This window comes from Variovorax sp. LjRoot175 (assembly GCF_964253805.1).
Taxonomy (GTDB): domain Bacteria; phylum Pseudomonadota; class Gammaproteobacteria; order Burkholderiales; family Burkholderiaceae_C; genus Variovorax.
Map to the genome: position 1 here is coordinate 5,056,020 of NZ_CAXURY020000001.1, position 16,916 is coordinate 5,072,935.

Here is a 16,916-nt window from a genome sequence, read left to right on the forward strand (position 1 = left end):
GACACGCAGGGCCGGCAGGACTCGAATTCGATCGGGAGAGAGAGCGGCGGAGCACTCATCAGGAGCACATCATGCGCAAGAAGATCTTGGCGACGATGGCTTGTCTTGTTGGTTTAAGCCTGCCCGCATGGCCCGCGGGCGGCGGTGGTGGCGGTGGTGGCGGTGGTGGCGGCCCGTCGCAGCAGGAGCTGGACCCCGACTACCGCGCCGGCCAGGCCGCCGTCAAGGCCGAGCAATGGGCCGAAGCCCTGCCCCCGCTCGAGGCGGCCCTCCGGACCGATCCCAGAAATGCCGACGCATGGAACCTGCTGGGCTTCGCCTATCGCCACCTGGGCGACATGGACAACTCCTTCAAGCATTACGAGCGCGCCCTGCAGCTCAACCCCGGCCACCGCGACGCGCACGAGTACGTGGGCGAGGCCTATCTGCAGGTCGGCCAGCTCGAAGGCGCGGAGAAGCACCTGAAGGCGCTCGACAAGCTCTGCTGGTTCCCCTGCGAGCAGTACACGGAGCTGAAGGAGAAAATCGCGAAGTTCAAGCGCTCGCGCGCCGGCGAATAGGTTCTGTTGACGATGTGGGGGCGCGGAGGCGGGCAGTGTGCCCTGTGCCGGCCGACGTCACCGGCCCTTCGGGCTTCCCTGCGCTGCTCGCGACAGGCGGGGTCCGCGCAAACTCGCTTCGCTCAAACACGCGCGGCCCTTTTTCCGCCTGCCGCTGTGCCGCTCGGCGGTGCCTCAACGGTCGGCCCAGGGCACACCGCCCGCAGCCGTGGAGGAGCCTGGGTCGCATCCACCCCCCGAAGCCCGGCATGCGTCTAAGGGGCTGGCGCCTCCTCAGTCGATACTCACGTTCGCCGCCTTCGCCACCTCGGCCCACTTCACGCGGTTGGCGTGAACGGTGGCCTTGAACTGCGCGGGCGTTTCGATGCGCACCGTGTTGCCCTGGCCCTCGAACTTCTCGCGGATCTCGGGCTGTTCGAGCACGGACTTGATCGCGGCATTGAGCTTGTCGACGATGCGCGCATCCGTGCCCTTGGGCGCGAAGACGCCGAACCAGATCGAGCTGTCGAAGCCCTGGGTGCCGGCGATGCCGCTCGCGGCAATGGTCGGCACTTCCTTCACCGCCGCCACCGGCTTGGCGGTGGTGACGCCCAGCAGCCGCACCTTGCCCGCCTTGTACTGCGGCAGCACGGTCTGCACCTGGTTCATGATGCAGCAGGTCTCGCCGCGCACCACCGAAGCGATGGCCTCCGGCCCGCCCTTGTAGGGCACGTGCACCATCTGCAGGCCGAGGCGCGAGTTGAGTTCGGCAAAAGCCATGTGGGTGCCGGCGCCGTTGCCGGTGGAGGCATAGTTGTACTTGCCGGGGTTGGCCTTCACGAGTTCGACGAACTCCTTGAGCGTCTTGACGTTGATCACCTCGGGATTGATCGTGAGCACGTTGGAGACGTCGAGCACCGGCGCCACGGGCACGAAGTCGGCCTCGACGTCGAAGGGCAGCTTCTTGTAGAGCGCCGCATTGCTGCCGTGCGTGGCGGCGGTGCCGAAGGCGAGCGTGTAGCCGTCGGGCCTGGCGCGCGCCACGTACTCGCTCGCGATGTTGCCGGCGGCGCCGGACTTGTAGTCGATCACCACCGGCTGGCCGAGCTTCTGTTGCAAGGGCTCCTGGATCGTGCGCGCCACCACGTCGACGCCCGAGCCGGCCGGGAAGCCCATGATCAGCGTGACGGGTTGCTGCGGCCAGTCGGCCTGGGCAAAAGCAACGGGCGCGGCGCAGGCGCCGAGGGCGAGGCCGGCGGCAGCGAACAGACGGCGCGAACGGCTGGAGAGAGAATGGGGCATGACTGTCCTTCGAAGCGGATGGAGCAAGCGTCGATTGTGGCGCGAGGCTCATGCGAAACCGTGTCGAAGCTTATGCAGCACAGCTCTCTGATCGCCTCTCGATAATTGCGCCCCATGGTCCGCCCCACCCAACAACTCCATCCCCCGCGCGAACCGGCGCCGCCGCTCGCCGCCGCCACCGTGCTGCTCCTGCGCGACACGCCCGAAGGCATCGAGGTCCTGATGACGCGGCGTTCCGCCAGCGCGAGCTTCGCGCCCGGCGCCTATGTGTTCCCCGGCGGCCGCATCGACGAAGGCGACCGCGCCGCGCACCGCATCGCTTTGCGCCGGCCCACGCAAAGCGAACAGCAGCTCACGCAGGCCGTGGCCGCGGTCCGCGAGAGCTTTGAGGAGCTCGGCGTGCTGCTCGCGCGCCACGAGGATGGCCGCCCCGTGAGTACCGAAGAGGTGGCGGCGATGGACCGCAGCACGGCCGCGAGCGCCATCGCCCTGGCCGACCAGTGCACGGCGCGCGGACTGCGGCTGGCGACCGACGAGCTCTTCACCTTCGCGCACTGGATCACCGACCGCGACCTGCCCAAGCGCTTCGACGTGCCCTTCCTGGTGGCGCGCATGCCCGAGGGCCAGACGCCGACGGCCGACGAGACCGAGCAGTTCGAGCCCTGCTGGGTGCGGCCGGCCGATGCGCTCGCGCGCCACAAGGCGGGCGGCTTCCTCATGATCTTCCCGACCGTGCGCACGCTGGAGCGCATGGCCGCCTACGACTCGGTCGACGCCCTGCTCGACGCCTGCGCCCACCGTGCAGACGGCGAAGGCCCGCTGTTCACCAGCTGTCCGCGCGCCGGCCTGCTGCGCGGCCAGGAGGCGCGCTACATGGAGCACGACTCGCCCTACGGGGAACTGGCGCTGGTCTGCCCCGACGGCCAGATCGTGCATGCGCTCGACTGGCAAAGCGAGGCGCCGGTGCCGCTCTTGAAGAACGTGCAGCGCCTGACCGCGCCGAACCCCGGCGCGATGACCGGGCCCGGCACCAACAGCTACATCGTGGGCGATGCGGCCAGCGGCTACATCGTGATCGACCCGGGACCGAACGACGCGGGCCACATCGAGCGGCTGCACCGCGCGACCGGCGGCGACATCCGCATGATCGTCTGCACCCATTCGCATGCCGACCACTCGCCGGGCGCGGCGCCGCTGCAGGCGTTGTGCGCAGCATCGAAGCCGGCCATCCTCGGCCTGCCCTCGGCGCCGACGGCACGCGCCTCGGCGCGCTTCGCACCGGACCGCACGCTGCAGGACCAGGAACGCCTGGTGCTGCACGGCCCGGACGGCACCACGCACACGCTGCGCGCCGTCCACACGCCCGGCCACGCGGCCAACCACCTGTGCCTGGTGCTGGAGGAGGACGGACTCCTGTTCTCCGGCGACCACGTGCTCAACGGCAGCACCACGGTGGTCGACCCGCCGGACGGCAACATGAACGCGTACCTCGATTCGCTCGACAGGCTGGACGCGCTCTGCGCGGAGGGCGAGGTGCGCTTCATCCTGCCGGCGCACGGCTACGTGCTCGGCGAGGCGCGTGCCGCCATCGCGTATCTGAAGGCGCACCGCCTGAAGCGCGAGGCCAAGATCGCCGCCGCGATGCAGCGCCTGCCGCAGGGCACACCCGAGGACTGGCTGCCGCTCGCCTACGACGACGTGCCCGAACGCATGTGGCCGGTGGCCGCGCGCTCCCTGGCCGCGCATGTGGAACGCATCCGGCAACTGCCGCAAGCTCGATGACCGATAGCGACGAAGGCATCCGCCTGGCCAAGCGCGTGGCCGCGATGGCCGGTTGCTCGCGGCGCGAAGCAGAGCTGCTGATCGAGAACGGCGCGGTGCGCATCGACGGCGAACCGGCACTGCTGCCGCAGACGCGCGTGCACGCGCACCAGCAGGTCGAGATCGAAGCCGGCGCGCGGCCCGAGCCGGTGGTGCCGGTCACGCTGCTGCTGCACAAGCCGGCCGGCACGCCGACCGACAACGCGCACCGTCTGCTGGTGCCCGCCAACCACCACGAGCCCGAACGCGCGGGCCTGCGCTTCCTGCCGCGCCACGTGGCGGCCCAGCGCTGCATGACGCCGCTCGAAACCGGCGCCAGCGGGCTCGTGGTCTTCACGCAGGAGTGGCGCATCGAGCGCAAGCTGCAGGAAGACGCGGGCATCCTCGAGAACGAAGTGATGGTCGACGTGGCCGGGCCGGTCGGGCCCGATGTGCTGGCGCGGCTCGAACGCGCCTCTGCGGCGCGCGTCAGCATCGGCCAGCAGGCCGAAGGCCACACCGGCCTGCGCTTTGCGATCAAAGGTCCGCGGCCGGGGCAGATCGCTCACCTGTGCGACGAGGCGGGCCTGCGCATCCTCGCGATGAAGCGCATCCGCATCGGCCGCGTGCCGCTCGCGGGCCTGCTGCCCGGCCAGTGGCGCTATCTGCTGCCGAACGAGCGCTTCTGATGCCCACGCCCGTGCGCCGGTTCGCCGCCGCAGCCGCGCTCATCGGCTGGGCCGCACTCGCGCTGCAGCTGGTGCTGTCGATCGGGCTGGCCACGGCCGGCGGGAGGCCGGCCGGCTGGGGCGTCTTCATGTACCTCGGTTACTTCACCATCCTGACCAACCTGCTCGCCGCGCTGGCACTGACGGCCGCGGCAACCGTTGCGCAAGGCGCGTTGTGGCGCTTCTTCCGAAGGCCCGGCGTGGCGAGCGCGATCGGCGCCAACATCGCGGTGGTGGGCCTGGTCTACTTTTTCGTGCTGCGCCACATCTGGAATCCGCAGGGCCTGCTGTGGCTGGCCGACGTGCTGCTGCACTACCTGATGCCGGTGCTCTTTCTCGTCTACTGGTGGATCGCGGTGCCCGCGCACGGCCTGCGCGGGCGCGACATCCCGCACTGGTGGACCTATCCGCTGGGCTATCTTGTCTATGCACTGGTGCGCGGCGCGATCGCCGGGGTCTATCCGTACCCCTTCATCGACGTGGGTGCGCTGGGCTATGGCCGCACCGCGCTCAATGCGGTGGGCGTGCTGATCGGCTTCTCGCTGGTCGCCGCGCTGCTGGTGGCGATCGGCCGCAAGAAGCCGACCCCGAAAAAAGTGTGAAGCGCGCCTGTAGGCCGGATTCTGTGCGTTGAGGTTGCCCCCAACGTGACCGCCATTACTCTGGGCCGTTTGTCGCCAAACGGCTCGGTGCCACCTACCCGCCAGCTCTGCGGAACCACATCGACGCTGGCCTACTTGGTGTTGCTGCGCGCAGAGATTGCCCGTTTCACCCGACCGGGGTTACCCCCGGCCGACTCGTCTCTGTTGCTCTGATCCTCACCTCGCGGTGGAGAGCCGTTAGCTCCTGCGCTGTCCTGAGCAGTCCGGACCTTCCTCCAGTGCGCTCTTTCGAGACTTGCACCAGCGGCGGTCTGGCGCGCTTCACACCATGGATTATCGCGACAATGGCAGCCCGCTTCGCGCGCCACGAAAGAATCACCCATGAAAGCTCAGAGCATCCTGCAGACCATCGGCAACACGCCGCATATCCGCATCCAGCGCCTGTTCGGCCGAGCGACGCAGCAGGTGTGGATCAAGTCCGAGCGCGCCAATCCCGGCGGCTCGATCAAGGACCGCATTGCGCTCTCGATGGTCGAGGACGCCGAGAAGTCCGGCGCGCTGAAGCCCGGCGGCACCATCGTCGAGCCCACCTCGGGCAACACCGGCATCGGGCTCGCGATGGTCGCGGCCGTCAAGGGCTACAAGCTGATCCTCGTGATGCCCGACAGCATGTCGGTCGAACGCCGCCGCCTCATGCTCGCCTACGGCGCAAGCTTCGACCTCACGCCGCGCGAGAAGGGCATGAAGGGCTCTATCGCGCGCGCCGAGGAGATCGTCGCCGGCACGCCCGGCGCCTGGATGCCGCAGCAGTTCAACAATCCCGCCAACGTCGAGGTGCATGTGCGCACCACTGCCGAGGAGATTGCGGCCGACTTTCCCGATGGGCTGGACGTGCTCATCACCGGAGTGGGTACCGGCGGTCACATCACGGGCTGCGCGCGGGTGCTCAAGAAGAAATGGCCGAAGCTCAAGGTGTTCGCGGTGGAGCCGGTCGCCTCGCCCGTGATCTCGGGCGGCGCGCCGTCGCCGCACCCGATCCAGGGCATCGGCGCCGGCTTCATTCCGAAGAATCTCGACACCGGGCTGCTCGACGGCGTGATCCAGGTCGATGCCGAACCGGCGCGCGAGATGGCGCGCCGCTGCGCGGCTGAAGAAGGCATGCTGGTGGGCATTTCCTCGGGCGCCACGCTCACCGCGATTGCGCAGAAGCTGCCCGAACTGGCACCCAACGCGGTGGTGCTGGGCTTCAACTACGACACCGGCGAGCGCTATCTGTCGGTCGACGGCTTCCTGCCGGCTTGAAGCCTCAGAGCATGTCTTTCAATCCCTCGTCGAGCGGCCGATCGCAGGCATCGAGCGCCTTGACGCGCTCGTCGCGCAAGCGTCTCCAATCGTCGGCCTGCCAATCTGCCAGGGTCGCCGGCTCAGACTCGTAGGCGCACTGCACGGGCCGCTTGGGCATGCGGAACATGCGCGGGGCGCGGGGCACGATGGCGGCACCCCACTTGAGGCGAAAGAGCTGGTCGTCGTTCATCAGCGACTCGTACACCAGGTGCCATGGGCCCGGCGTCACCCGCACCGGCGCTTGCTCGTCCTCCGGAACAGGCTCGCCCGCGGCCGCGCGCTCCCTGTAGAGCTGCGCCAGGCGCAGGCCGATCGCCTGCGGCAGTTCGGCACGCGCCGGGTTGTCGCGCAGGCGCTCGTCGTCGAGCCCTTCGACGGCGGTGCCTGCGAGGTCGTCCTTCGAGAAACCCCTGGCGCTCAACGCCGCCCCAACGGTCAGCGCGATGAGCGCCACATTCAGTCCGACCTGCACCGCGATGTTCCGGCTCGTGTCTTCGCGGCGCACGATGCGCAGCGTTTCGATGCCCTCGCGGTAGCTGCCGCGCGAGAACTCGACCTTCGGGAGTGTCGCCTGAATGGGGTCGGCGCTCGGAGCGGAGGCGCCTTCGCCGGCTGCCGGCAATGGCGCCACGACCTCGGGCATCGCCGAGCTTGCATCGGCCGGCAGGGTGTCGGCCGGTTGCGCGAACACCATCGCATGGGCCAGGATCAAGGTGGCGCAAAGCGCCGTGCGTCGATGGCGCATGCCATCCTCCCTTTGTTGAAGCGACGCGAATGTCTGGTCGGCTATCGGTAGTCGGTTCCGCAACTTGTGCAATCGTTCACAGGAAGGTCGCCGAAATTCGCGGGATGTCGAAGTCTGATTCAGTCCTTCAGCCAGAGCCGCTTGAGCCGCTTTCCGCGCGGGCTGCGATAGCGATCGACGTCTTTGCGATCCACAGTCAGCACGTTGTAGATGCCGGTGCGATCGGCCGCGAAGACCAGCGCGACATCGGCGAGGTCCGCACCGCCGTCGGCATAGCGCTCGGTGAAGTCGGCGATCTCCGAAAGATCGGCAGGGTCGCTCGACAGCACCGTCAGCCGACCGGCGGCAGCCCAGCGCAGCAGATTGAGCCAAGCCGTGTCGTCGAGCAGGTGGCCGGCCTCGGTGAGCACCTCCCAGACCGTGTAGAGACGCTGGCCGGCGAGTTGCTGCAACATGCCGACGGCGCCCGCGTGGTGCGTATCGCCGTCGTTGAACAGCGCGACCAGGAAACCCGTGTCAGCGAGCGTATCCGTGCTTTTCACGCAGCCGCTCCAGGATCGCTCGCCTGGCCAGGTTGGCAACGCTTTCAGGACGGCGCAGGCCACCACCCTTGCCGATATAGAGCGCATCGATCTCTGCCGCCGCGCGCTCGACCGGCATCACTTTGCCCGCGTAGGCAGCGATGCTGCGGCGGATGAACTCCGACTTGCTGATGTGCAACGCAGCCGCCGCGCGCTCCAGCAGGGTCTCGTCTTCCGCAGGCAATCGAATCGACAGTGTCATGATCAGGCTCCTGTAATACAGGATTGTATTACACTCCAAGGTTCCGGCCACAGCCTTTGCCCGATCGACACGGGCCTCAAAGCCATGCTCCGAATCTCCGAAATCAAGCTGCCGCTCGACCACGGCGATGCGGCACTCCCTGAAGCCATCGCCACCGCTCTCGGCACGCCTGCCGCGGCGATCGCCGACTTCAAGGTCTTCAAGCGCAGTTTCGATGCGCGCAAGCCGCAGCTCCTGCAGGTCTACATCGTCGACGCGACGATCGCCGACCCGGCGCTCGAAGCCGCGCTGCTCGCGAAGTTCGCCGGACATCCGCACATCGGCGCTGCGCCCGACATGGTGTGGCGCGCCCCGGTCCAGGCGCCGGCCGGGTTGCCGCTGCGCCCCGTGGTGGTCGGCTTCGGCCCCTGCGGCATCTTCTGCGCGCTGATGCTTGCGCAGATGGGCTTCAAGCCGATCGTGCTGGAGCGCGGCAAGACCGTGCGCCAGCGCACCAAGGACACCTGGGGCCTGTGGCGCAAGAGCGTGCTGAACCCCGAGTCGAACGTGCAGTTCGGCGAGGGCGGCGCCGGCACTTTTTCGGACGGCAAGCTCTACAGCCAGATCAAGGACCCGCGCTTCCTCGGCCGCAAGGTGATGGAGGAGTTCGTCAAGGCCGGCGCGCCGCCCGAGATTCTCTACGTCGCGCATCCGCACATCGGCACCTTCAAGCTGGTGAAGGTGGTCGAGAACATGCGCGAGCAGATCACTGCGTTGGGCGGCGAGATCCGCTTCGAGCAGCGCGTGACCGATGTGCTGATCGAGGACGGGCAGCTGCGCGGACTGACCGTGCTCGACCAGCGCACAGGCGAGAGCAGCGAGCTGCGCGCCGACCACGTGGTGATGGCGCTCGGCCACAGCTCGCGCGACACCTTCGAGATGCTGCATGCGCGCGGCGTGCACATCGAAGCCAAGCCCTTCTCGATCGGCTTTCGCGTCGAGCATCCGCAGGGTCTGATCGACCGCGCGCGCTGGGGCCGGCATGCCGGCCATCCGCTGCTGGGCGCGGCCGACTACAAGCTGGTGCACCACGCGAGCAACGGCCGCTCGGTCTACAGCTTCTGCATGTGCCCGGGCGGCACGGTGGTGGCCGCCACCAGCGAGCCGGGCCGCGTGGTGACCAACGGCATGAGCCAGTATTCGCGCAACGAGCGCAATGCGAACGCGGGCATCGTGGTGGGCATCGATCCGCGCGACTTCCCCGGTGACGCGCTCGCCGGCATCGCCCTGCAGCGCGAACTCGAATCCAATGCCTTCGTGCTCGGCGGCGGCGACTACCGCGCGCCCGGCCAGCTGGTCGGCGATTTCGTCGCCGGCAAGCCCTCGACCGCGCTCGGCAGCGTCGAGCCTTCGTACAAGCCGGGCGTGACGCCGACCGACCTGCACGCCGCCCTGCCCGGCTACGCGATCGAGGCGATGCGCGAGGCCTTCCCCGCTTTCGGCCGAAAGATTCAGGGCTTCGATCTGCACGACGCAGTGCTGACCGGCGTCGAGACGCGCACCTCCTCGCCGATCAGGATCACGCGCGGCGACGATTTCCAGAGCCTCAACGTACGCGGCCTCTACCCGGCCGGCGAGGGCGCGAGCTATGCGGGCGGCATTCTTTCGGCCGGCGTCGACGGGATCAAGGTGGCGGAAGCGGTCGCGCGCAGCGTGCTTGCGCGGGCCTGAGCCCCCTCACCACCGTTCGGGCTGAGCTTGTCGAAGCCGGGGCCGGCCCTTCGACAAGCTCAGGGCGAACGGGGTGTTTGATCGGCTCAAAAAAAACCGCCCGAAGGCGGCTTTGATGCAGGCACTGAAGCTCAGGCCGGTGCGTTTTGGAGCGCAGCAATGCGCTCCTCGATCGGCGGGTGCGTTGCAAAGAGCTTGCCCATGCTGCCCGTGATGCCCATGGCCTCGACCGCCTTCGGCAGTTCGCCGGGCTGCAGGCCGCCCAGGCGCGCGAGCGCATTCATCATCGGCTGCTTGCGGCCCATCAGCTGGGCCGCGCCGGCGTCGGCGCGGAACTCGCGCTGGCGCGAGAACCAGGCCACCACGATCGCGGCGGCGAAGCCGAGCACGATGTCGAGCACCAGCGTGGTGATCATGTAGCCGATCCCCGGGCCGGTGCTGTCGCTGCCGCGGCGCAGGAAGCCGTCGACCACATAGCCGATCACGCGCGAAAGGAACACGACGAAGGTGTTCATCACGCCCTGGATCAGCGTCATGGTAACCATGTCGCCGTTGGCCACGTGCGCCACTTCGTGGCCGATTACGGCCTCGACTTCTTCGCGCGTCATGTTGGCCAAGAGGCCCGTCGACACCGCGACCAGCGAGGAGTTCTTGAACGCGCCGGTGGCGAAGGCATTGGGGTCGCCCTCGAAGATGCCAACCTCGGGCATGCCGATGCCGGCCTTGTCGGCGAACTTGCGCACGGTCTGCACGATCCAGGCCTCGTCGGGCGACTGCGGCTCGTTGATGATGCGCACGCCGGCGCTCCACTTGGCCATCGGCTTGCTGATCAGCAGCGAGATGATCGCGCCGCCGAAGCCCATGACCAGCGCAAAGCCCAACAACGCTGTGAGGTTGAGACCATTGGCCGTGAGGTAGCGGTTGACGCCAAGCAGGCTGGCGACGACGCCGAGCACCGCGACCACCAGGACGTTGGTCAGGACGAACAGAAGGATGCGTTTCAAGTTGATTTCTCCGTGGGTACAGACGATGGCTCGCCGTGGCGAGCAAATGAGGGCCGCCACCCTGGTTTCAAGCGGTGGACGGTCGGGGCAGGCAGTTGTTCTTGGTTGTGGAGCCCCGCGTGGCTCAGGCGTACAGAGTGATGATAGGAGCAAAAGTTCTGCGTCAAGCGCACGCCACCACGCTCACTCCGGGTAAAGCCGGCCCGCCGGCCGCGGTGGCCTGAAGACTTCGGTATCGTCATAGAAACCGGGTGCCTCGTTCGGCGCCCACCAGCCGGGCACGCCGAGCACGGGCAGTGGGGCGAAGGGTTTGCTCGCGAGATGGGCAGCGTCCAGCGCTGCTGCGATCGCCGCATCGTCGATCGCGACCGATCGGCTGGCGCCCGGCGCACAGAGCACATGCGCGGTCATCGGCTTGCGTGGCGAACTAAGCTTTTCGAGCAGCGCATGGCCGAAGACCAGGAGACGCGCCTGCCGCCACAAGGCCCGCTCGGCCACGAACAGCCGCTGCCAGTCGCGCGCGAGCAAGGCTTCCCACAAGGCAGGCGGCGCATCGAGCACGGCGCCGTTCTCGTCGAAGAGCGTGAGCGCATCGCGCAGCGGCCCGCGCTCGGCGCCGATGCCGGCGCGCGCGATCTCGCCCGCCTGCAGTTCGTTGAGGCGCCGCTTGGCCTGGGGGAAATGCAGCCACACGAGGTCGTTGAAGAAGTCGTGCAGGTTGTCGCGCGTGGGCACCTGCGCGGTCCGGAAAATGAAGGCTTCGTAGGCCTCATCGGCCGGCGCCGTGTGCGCGGGCACGAAGCGCAAGGGGCCGGCCGGCAGCGCGATGGGCACGGGTTGGTTCGACAGCGCCTCTGCCACGCCGAGGCCTTGGACAAGCGCCGCACCCGCGGCGGCCGCCCGCGGCGCATAGGGCGCCAGCCATGGCCGCGCCGTATCGACGGGCCAAGCGGGGTTCACGACGGCAGCGGGCCGACGTACTGCACCTTGTTGGGCGTCTTCTCCGGCGTCAGCGCGAACAGCTCGGGGTATTTCTTGAACAGCTTGGGCGAGCTCGCGCTCTTGCCCAGCAGCTTGGCGCCGCGCAGCCGCTCGGCCGCGTGGTTGAGCTCGATCTTGCCGCCCGCACCCAGTTCGGGAACGGCGTCGAGGATGCGCAGCACGTCCTCGGGCAGCGCCGGCATGCGCGCCACCGGGGGTGCCGGGGCCTTGGTGCGGCGCGGTGCGCGCGCCGCCCGCTTGGCCGCCGGCTTGGCGACGGCCGGCCGCTCGGATTGATGGTGCTGGAGGTCGATGAAGCTGTCGTAGACCGCGACGGTCTCGTCGCCGGTCTTGCCCTGCTGCCCGATGCCGCAGACGCGACAGCCTTTTTCGCGCAGCCGGATCACCAGCGGCGCGAAGTCGGAATCGGAGGACACCAGCACCACGATGTCGGGACGCTCGGCCACCGCGAGATCCATGGCATCGACTGCGAGCGCGATGTCGGTGCTGTTCTTGCCGGCCGACAGGTTGACCATGGGCCGCACCGAGAGCCGCTTGAAGAGCGCCTGCTGCTTGAACGCGGTCTCGGCATTGCAATACGCGCGCCGCACGTGGATCGCGCCGTGCTCGGCCATCGTGCGCTGCACGGCCTGCTCGATCACGTCGGACGAGACGTTGTCGGCGTCGATCAGCAGCATCACACACGGGGTGGGGATCATGTCAGTCTCCACGCCACGGTTTCGCCGCCGCGCAAGGGTTTCAAGGTTGCATCGCCGTAAGGCACCGTTTCCGGCACGGTCCAGCTTTCGCGCTTCAGGGTCACGGTGTCGGTGTTGCGCGGCAGGCCATAGAAGTCGGCGCCGTGGAAGCTCGCAAAGCCTTCGAGCTTGTCGAGCGCGCCGGCATTGTCGAAGGCTTCGGCGTAGAGCTCGAGCGCGGTCAGCGCGGTGTAGCAGCCTGCGCAGCCCAGTGCATGCTCCTTGAGGTGCGCCGGATGCGGCGCGCTGTCGGTGCCTAGGAAGAAGCGGTCGCTGCCGCTGGTGGCGGCCTCGACCAGCGCCACGCGGTGCGTCTCGCGCTTGAGCACCGGCAGGCAGTAGTAGTGCGGCCGGATGCCGCCGGTGAAGATGGCGTTGCGGTTGTAGAGCAGATGGTGGGCGGTGATGGTGGCGGCGGTGAAGCGGCCGGCATCGCGCACGTAGTGGGCGCCCTCCTTCGTCGTCAGGTGCTCGAACACCACCTTGAGCTCGGGGAAGTCTCGGCGCAGCGGGATCATCACGCGATCGATGAACACGGCCTCGCGGTCGAAGAGGTCGACAGCGGGGTCCGTCACCTCGCCGTGCACCAGCAGCAGCAGGCCGTGCTTCTGCATCGCTTCCAGCGTCTTGTAGGTCTTGCGGATGTCGGTCACGCCGGCATCGCTGTTGGTGGTGGCGCCGGCAGGGTAGAGTTTGAGGGCGCACACGCTGGCCGCGGCGGCGCGTGCGATTTCCTCGGGCGGCAGCTTGTCGGTGAGATAGAGCGACATGACCGGCTCGAAGCTCAAGCCCTCGGGCACGGCAGCGCGGATGCGATCGCGGTAGGCGATGGCCTGGTCGGCGCTCGTCACCGGCGGGCGCAGGTTGGGCATGATCAGCGCGCGGCCGAACTGGCGCGCCGAATGCGGCACGACGGCCCCGAGCGCGGCGCCGTCGCGCACGTGCAGATGCCAGTCGTCCGGGCGAGTGATGGTGAGGGTGTCTGCAGGTCTTGTCATGGCAGGATTGTCCCATTGCGCCGCAGGCCCGAGGGCATGCCAATTGCTTGCCCGCGAGGACCCACAGGAAGCCCCCCACGATGCTGTCCACTTCGATGCTCTACTTTCGCGAAACGGCGCGCGCCGGATCGTTGCGCCGCGCGGCCGAAATCCTCGGCATCGCACCCAGCGCGGTCAGCCGGCGGATCGCCAACCTCGAGACCGAGCTCAAGATCCTGCTGCTCGACCGGCGCGCCAACCGCACGACCCTGACGCCGGCCGGCGAACTGGTGCTCGCGCATGCCGAATCGGCCCTGCAGGAAAGCACGGCCCTGCGCGCCACCTTGCAGGAGTTGGTCGGCAAGCCCTCGGGCACGGTGCGCATCGGCAGCATCGAGGGCATGGTCGGGCACTTCCTGTCCTGCAACCTGGCGCGCTACCAGAAGCGCCACCCGGAAGTGAAAGTACAGGTCTCGGTGGTGGGCTCGCGGGCGGTGCTCGAAGCGCTGCAGGAATGCCGCATCGACATGGCGCTGGCCTTCAACCTGGCCGAGCGCCATCCGTTTCGCGAGCATGCGCGGCTGGAACAACCGCTCTGCGCGCTGGTCGCGCCCACGCATCCGCTGGCGCAGCGGCGCTCGGTGTCTTTTCTCGAACTCGCCGGGCAGCGCGTGGCCCTGCCCGACCGCAGCTTCCAGATCCGCCACCTGGTCGATCGCATCGCGGCCAAGCTGGGCGTGGAACTCGAGCTCGCGGTCGAGACCAACACGCTCGAGATGGCGCGCGGCGTGGTGCGCAACGGCGACCTGGTCACGCTGATGCCGCGCTATGCCGCGCTGCACGAGGTGTCGAACGGCGACCTCTGCGCCGTGCCGCTCAAGGAGCGCGACTTCGCGCAGACCGCGACCAGCCTCGTCACCCTGCCGACGCAGCGCCTCTCGCCGGCCGCACGCTCGCTGCTGGAACTGCTGGCCACCGCCATGGGCCGCTACGGCGGCAAGGCCGGCGGGCGTTCTGATTTCGGCAACATGCGCATGCCCGAATCGGCCTTCTCTCCGGCGCAGCCCTTGCCTAGAGTGGCTGCTGATCTGGAGGAACCGAATGGCAGCAGCAGCTGAGCTGGTGGACTTCCCCGAAGGGGGCTATCGCTATTTGAAGGGCGTGTTCCAGTACTCGGGCGGCGTGGCTGCGCTGCCCGGCTACGCGATCGAGCGCATGGTGTTTCCCGAGGCGCTGCCGCTGGCCGAGGGCTTCGAGGCGATCGCAGCCCACCTGGCCGCGCTGGGACGCCCGCTCGCGGCCCTGTGCGCCTGCGAGCTGCGTTCGCCCGCGCCGTTCTCCGAAGCGGGTTTCGAGGCTTTCAACCGCCACTACGCGGGCACGCTCGAACGCTGGGGGCTGGCGCGCGGGGAGCGCAATCCGGTGGCGCGCACCAACGTCTGCCCGCTCGTGAGGGTGCCCGCCACGCCGGCCTTCCATGCCTTCTCCTACACCGTCGAGATCAGCGACGCGCCCGGCCCGGCCAGCTTCGTCGTCTCGGGCGGCGGCGAGGCGCGCGACGGCCAGGGCAGCTACCGCGAAGGCATGGTGCGGCTCGGCGACACCAGCCGGGAAGGCCTGCGCGAGAAGCTGCGCTACGTCATGGGCGAGATGGAACGGCGCAGCGCCGCGCTCGGCTTCGGCTGGGCCGACGCCAGCGCCGTGCAGGCCTACACCGTGCACGACATCGGCGCGCTGGCGTTCGACGAGATCGTCCGGCGCGGCGAGCTGGGCTGCGGGCTGACCTGGCAGCTCACGCGCCCGCCGATCGTCGACATGGAAGTCGAGATGGACCTGCGCCGCGTGCGCTGCGAACGGCTGTGGTCGCGCCCGTGAAAAGCCGCACTGGCACGGCTCGTGCATGACTTCTCATCGAATCCATTTTTGTTGTCCTGAACAGGAGTTCTCCGTGAAGCGTGTCGTTCCGTCTCTGCCCCTGAAACCCCTGGCCGCCTGCGCGGCGCTGCTGACGCTGGCGCTGGCGCAACCCGCCGCCTTCGCGCAGGAGAAAACGCTGCGCATCGCGATGACCGCCGCCGACATTCCGCGCACGCTGGGCCAGCCCGACCAGGGCTTCGAGGGCAACCGCTTCACCGGCATCCCGATCTACGACTCGCTCACGCAGTGGGACCTCTCGAAGGCGGATTCGCCCAGCGTGGTGATTCCCGCGCTCGCGACTTCCTGGGCGGTGGACGCGAAGGACAAGACCAAGTGGGTCTTCAAGCTGCGTCCCGGCGTCAAGTTCCATGACGGCTCGGCCTTCAATGCCGACGCGGTGGTCTGGAACGTGGCCAAGGTGCTCGACAAGGAAGCGCCGCAGTTCGACCCCAGCCAGGTCGGCGTGACGGCCTCGCGCATGCCGACGCTCAAGAGCGCCCGCAAGATCGACGACCTGACGATCGAGCTCACGACCAGCGAGCCCGACGCCTTCCTGCCGATCAACCTCACCAACCTGTTCATGGCCTCGCCGGCCCAGTGGGATGCCAAGCTGAAGGCCGTGCCGGCCAGCGTGACGGTGCCGGCCGAGCGCTCGAAGGCCGCATGGACCGCCTTCGCGGCCGACCCCGCGGGCTCGGGTCCCTTCAAGGTCACGCGCTTCGTCGCGCGCGAGCGCCTGGAGCTGACCGCCAACAAGAGCTACTGGGATGCCAAGCGCGTGCCCAAGATCGACAAGGTCGTGATGCTGCCGATGCCCGAGGCCAATGCACGCACGGCCGCGCTGCTGGGCGGCCAGGTCGACTGGATCGAGGCGCCCGCGCCCGATGCGATGCCGCAGATCACGCAGCGCGGCTTCAAGATCTACTCGAACGCGCAGCCGCACGTCTGGCCCTGGCAGCTCTCCTTCGTCGAAGGCTCGCCCTGGCTCGACAAGCGCGTGCGCCAGGCGGCCAACCTCTGCGTCGACCGCGGCGGCCTGAAGCAGCTGCTGGGCGGCATGATGGCCGAGCCCAAGGGCACGGTGGCGCCGGGCCACCCGTGGTGGGGCAACCCCAAGTTCGACATGAAGTACGACGTGAAGGCCGCGCAGGCGCTCATGACGCAGGCCGGCTTCTCGGCCGCCAAGCCGGTGAAGGTCAAGGTCCAGATCTCGGCCTCGGGCTCGGGCCAGATGCAGCCGCTGCCGATGAACGAGTTCGTGCAGCAGTCGCTGAAGCAATGCTTCTTCGACGTGCAGTTCGACGTGATCGAATGGAACACGCTGTTCACCAACTGGCGCAAGGGCGCCAAGGACGCATCGGCCAACGGCGCCAATGCCACCAACGTGAGCTTCGCGGCGATGGACCCCTTCTTCGCGATGGTGCGCTTCGTGAGCACCAAGGCCTTCCCGCCGGTGTCGAACAACTGGGGCTACTACGGCAGCCCCGAGGTCGACAAGCTGGTGGCCGACGCCCGCACCAGCTTCGACGACAAGGCGCGCGACGCCGCGCTCGCCAAGCTGCATGCGTACATCGTGGACGACGCGCCCTTCGTCTGGATCGCGCATGACGTCGGCCCGCGCGCGCTGTCGGCCAAGGTCAAGAACGTGGTGCAGCCCAAGAGCTGGTTCATCGATATTGCAACCATGAGCATGGACTGAGACCGCCCAACCGTTCGGGCTGAGCCT

17 protein-coding genes and 1 other RNA gene are annotated in these 16,916 nt (G+C 68.4%); 9 read left to right on the forward strand and 9 right to left on the reverse strand.

Translation table 11 applies throughout. The features are described from left to right. The first annotated feature begins 71 nt into the window (after positions 1-71). Positions 72-560, forward strand: a complete 489-nt coding sequence (locus ACSQ89_RS25075; protein WP_436293652.1) for a tetratricopeptide repeat protein — start codon at positions 72-74, stop codon at positions 558-560. Positions 561-833: 273 nt separating this feature from the next. Here the strand turns inward: ACSQ89_RS25075 and ACSQ89_RS25080 are convergent, their stop codons facing one another. Continuing rightward, a complete protein-coding gene (locus ACSQ89_RS25080) occupies positions 834-1,841 on the reverse strand; it encodes a Bug family tripartite tricarboxylate transporter substrate binding protein (protein ID WP_436293653.1) in 1,008 nt (335 codons plus the stop codon). Between the two features lie 114 nt (positions 1,842-1,955). Between ACSQ89_RS25080 and ACSQ89_RS25085 the strand changes: the two genes are divergently transcribed. The 3 genes from ACSQ89_RS25085 to ACSQ89_RS25095 are packed head-to-tail and all read left to right on the forward strand — an operon-like array spanning position 1,956 to position 4,971. After that, positions 1,956-3,623 (forward strand): MBL fold metallo-hydrolase, encoded by a 1,668-nt coding sequence (locus tag ACSQ89_RS25085; protein WP_436293654.1) that lies wholly within the window; start codon positions 1,956-1,958, stop codon positions 3,621-3,623. Next, positions 3,620-4,330, forward strand: a complete 711-nt coding sequence (locus ACSQ89_RS25090; protein ID WP_436293655.1) for an RNA pseudouridine synthase — start codon at positions 3,620-3,622, stop codon at positions 4,328-4,330. The genes ACSQ89_RS25085 and ACSQ89_RS25090 overlap by 4 nt, the downstream gene beginning before the upstream one ends. Continuing rightward, entirely contained in the window at positions 4,330-4,971 is a 642-nt protein-coding gene (locus ACSQ89_RS25095) for a Pr6Pr family membrane protein (protein ID WP_436293656.1), read from the forward strand. The genes ACSQ89_RS25090 and ACSQ89_RS25095 overlap by 1 nt, the downstream gene beginning before the upstream one ends. Here ACSQ89_RS25095 and rnpB read toward each other — a convergent pair. Next, an RNA gene (rnpB, locus tag ACSQ89_RS25100) (RNase P RNA component class A) lies at positions 4,966-5,294 on the reverse strand. The genes ACSQ89_RS25095 and rnpB overlap by 6 nt on opposite strands. 58 nt (positions 5,295-5,352) lie before the next feature. On the opposite strand from rnpB, the gene cysK reads away from it, so the two are divergent. Then, positions 5,353-6,273: a cysteine synthase A gene (cysK, locus tag ACSQ89_RS25105; RefSeq protein ID WP_436293657.1), complete on the forward strand. Its 921-nt coding sequence runs from the start codon at positions 5,353-5,355 to the stop codon at positions 6,271-6,273. Between the two features lie 4 nt (positions 6,274-6,277). On the opposite strand, the gene ACSQ89_RS25110 is transcribed toward cysK, so the two are convergent. From ACSQ89_RS25110 to ACSQ89_RS25120, 3 genes are all read right to left on the reverse strand, one after another. After that, positions 6,278-7,060, reverse strand: coding sequence for a hypothetical protein (locus ACSQ89_RS25110; RefSeq protein WP_436293658.1), 783 nt, complete (start codon positions 7,058-7,060; stop codon positions 6,278-6,280). A gap of 119 nt (positions 7,061-7,179) precedes the next feature. Continuing rightward, positions 7,180-7,602 carry a type II toxin-antitoxin system VapC family toxin gene (locus tag ACSQ89_RS25115; RefSeq protein ID WP_093103956.1) on the reverse strand — a complete coding sequence of 141 codons (423 nt, stop codon included), beginning with the start codon at positions 7,600-7,602 and terminating at the stop codon, positions 7,180-7,182. Next, on the reverse strand, positions 7,577-7,966 hold the full coding sequence (locus ACSQ89_RS25120) for a ribbon-helix-helix protein, CopG family (protein WP_436296553.1): 390 nt from the start codon (positions 7,964-7,966) through the stop codon (positions 7,577-7,579). Before ACSQ89_RS25120 ends, ACSQ89_RS25115 begins: the two co-directional genes overlap by 26 nt. Between ACSQ89_RS25120 and ACSQ89_RS25125 the strand changes: the two genes are divergently transcribed. Next, positions 7,928-9,553 (forward strand): NAD(P)/FAD-dependent oxidoreductase, encoded by a 1,626-nt coding sequence (locus ACSQ89_RS25125; RefSeq protein ID WP_436293660.1) that lies wholly within the window; start codon positions 7,928-7,930, stop codon positions 9,551-9,553. The genes ACSQ89_RS25120 and ACSQ89_RS25125 overlap by 39 nt on opposite strands. 131 nt (positions 9,554-9,684) lie before the next feature. Here the strand turns inward: ACSQ89_RS25125 and htpX are convergent, their stop codons facing one another. The 4 genes from htpX to pyrC form a co-directional block, all read right to left on the reverse strand. Beyond that, positions 9,685-10,557, reverse strand: coding sequence for a protease HtpX (gene htpX / locus ACSQ89_RS25130; protein ID WP_436293661.1), 873 nt, complete (start codon positions 10,555-10,557; stop codon positions 9,685-9,687). 183 nt (positions 10,558-10,740) lie between these two features. Then, the gene (locus ACSQ89_RS25135; protein WP_436293662.1) at positions 10,741-11,517 is read right to left on the reverse strand and encodes a DUF3025 domain-containing protein; all 777 of its coding nucleotides are present in this window, start codon (positions 11,515-11,517) and stop codon (positions 10,741-10,743) included. Then, positions 11,514-12,257, reverse strand: a complete 744-nt coding sequence (locus ACSQ89_RS25140) for an NYN domain-containing protein (protein WP_436293663.1) — start codon at positions 12,255-12,257, stop codon at positions 11,514-11,516. The genes ACSQ89_RS25135 and ACSQ89_RS25140 overlap by 4 nt, the downstream gene beginning before the upstream one ends. Continuing rightward, a complete protein-coding gene (gene pyrC / locus ACSQ89_RS25145) occupies positions 12,254-13,294 on the reverse strand; it encodes a dihydroorotase (RefSeq protein WP_436293664.1) in 1,041 nt (346 codons plus the stop codon). Before pyrC ends, ACSQ89_RS25140 begins: the two co-directional genes overlap by 4 nt. Before the next feature lie 80 nt (positions 13,295-13,374). Between pyrC and ACSQ89_RS25150 the strand changes: the two genes are divergently transcribed. The 3 genes from ACSQ89_RS25150 (at position 13,375) to ACSQ89_RS25160 (ending at position 16,889) form a co-directional block, all read left to right on the forward strand. Next, positions 13,375-14,391: a LysR family transcriptional regulator gene (locus ACSQ89_RS25150; protein ID WP_436293665.1), complete on the forward strand. Its 1,017-nt coding sequence runs from the start codon at positions 13,375-13,377 to the stop codon at positions 14,389-14,391. After that, positions 14,375-15,148, forward strand: a complete 774-nt coding sequence (gene cnbZ, locus ACSQ89_RS25155; RefSeq protein WP_093103944.1) for a 2-amino-5-chloromuconate deaminase CnbZ — start codon at positions 14,375-14,377, stop codon at positions 15,146-15,148. The genes ACSQ89_RS25150 and cnbZ overlap by 17 nt, the downstream gene beginning before the upstream one ends. Positions 15,149-15,221: 73 nt before the next feature. After that, positions 15,222-16,889: an ABC transporter substrate-binding protein gene (locus ACSQ89_RS25160; RefSeq protein ID WP_436293666.1), complete on the forward strand. Its 1,668-nt coding sequence runs from the start codon at positions 15,222-15,224 to the stop codon at positions 16,887-16,889. Positions 16,890-16,916 lie beyond the last annotated feature (27 nt).

Bases quoted from the DNA above. Each gene is read 5' to 3' on its own strand.
- ACSQ89_RS25075 (WP_436293652.1), top strand. From the start codon at position 72: ATGCGCAAGAAGATCTTGGCGACGATGGCTTGTCTTGTTGGTTTAAGC.
- ACSQ89_RS25080 (WP_436293653.1), bottom strand. From the start codon at position 1,841: ATGCCCCATTCTCTCTCCAGCCGTTCGCGCCGTCTGTTCGCTGCCGCC.
- ACSQ89_RS25085 (WP_436293654.1), top strand. From the start codon at position 1,956: ATGGTCCGCCCCACCCAACAACTCCATCCCCCGCGCGAACCGGCGCCG.
- ACSQ89_RS25090 (WP_436293655.1), top strand. From the start codon at position 3,620: ATGACCGATAGCGACGAAGGCATCCGCCTGGCCAAGCGCGTGGCCGCG.
- ACSQ89_RS25095 (WP_436293656.1), top strand. From the start codon at position 4,330: ATGCCCACGCCCGTGCGCCGGTTCGCCGCCGCAGCCGCGCTCATCGGC.
- cysK (WP_436293657.1), top strand. From the start codon at position 5,353: ATGAAAGCTCAGAGCATCCTGCAGACCATCGGCAACACGCCGCATATC.
- ACSQ89_RS25110 (WP_436293658.1), bottom strand. From the start codon at position 7,060: ATGCGCCATCGACGCACGGCGCTTTGCGCCACCTTGATCCTGGCCCAT.
- ACSQ89_RS25125 (WP_436293660.1), top strand. From the start codon at position 7,928: ATGCTCCGAATCTCCGAAATCAAGCTGCCGCTCGACCACGGCGATGCG.
- ACSQ89_RS25140 (WP_436293663.1), bottom strand. From the start codon at position 12,257: ATGATCCCCACCCCGTGTGTGATGCTGCTGATCGACGCCGACAACGTC.
- pyrC (WP_436293664.1), bottom strand. From the start codon at position 13,294: ATGACAAGACCTGCAGACACCCTCACCATCACTCGCCCGGACGACTGG.
- ACSQ89_RS25150 (WP_436293665.1), top strand. From the start codon at position 13,375: ATGCTGTCCACTTCGATGCTCTACTTTCGCGAAACGGCGCGCGCCGGA.
- cnbZ (WP_093103944.1), top strand. From the start codon at position 14,375: ATGGCAGCAGCAGCTGAGCTGGTGGACTTCCCCGAAGGGGGCTATCGC.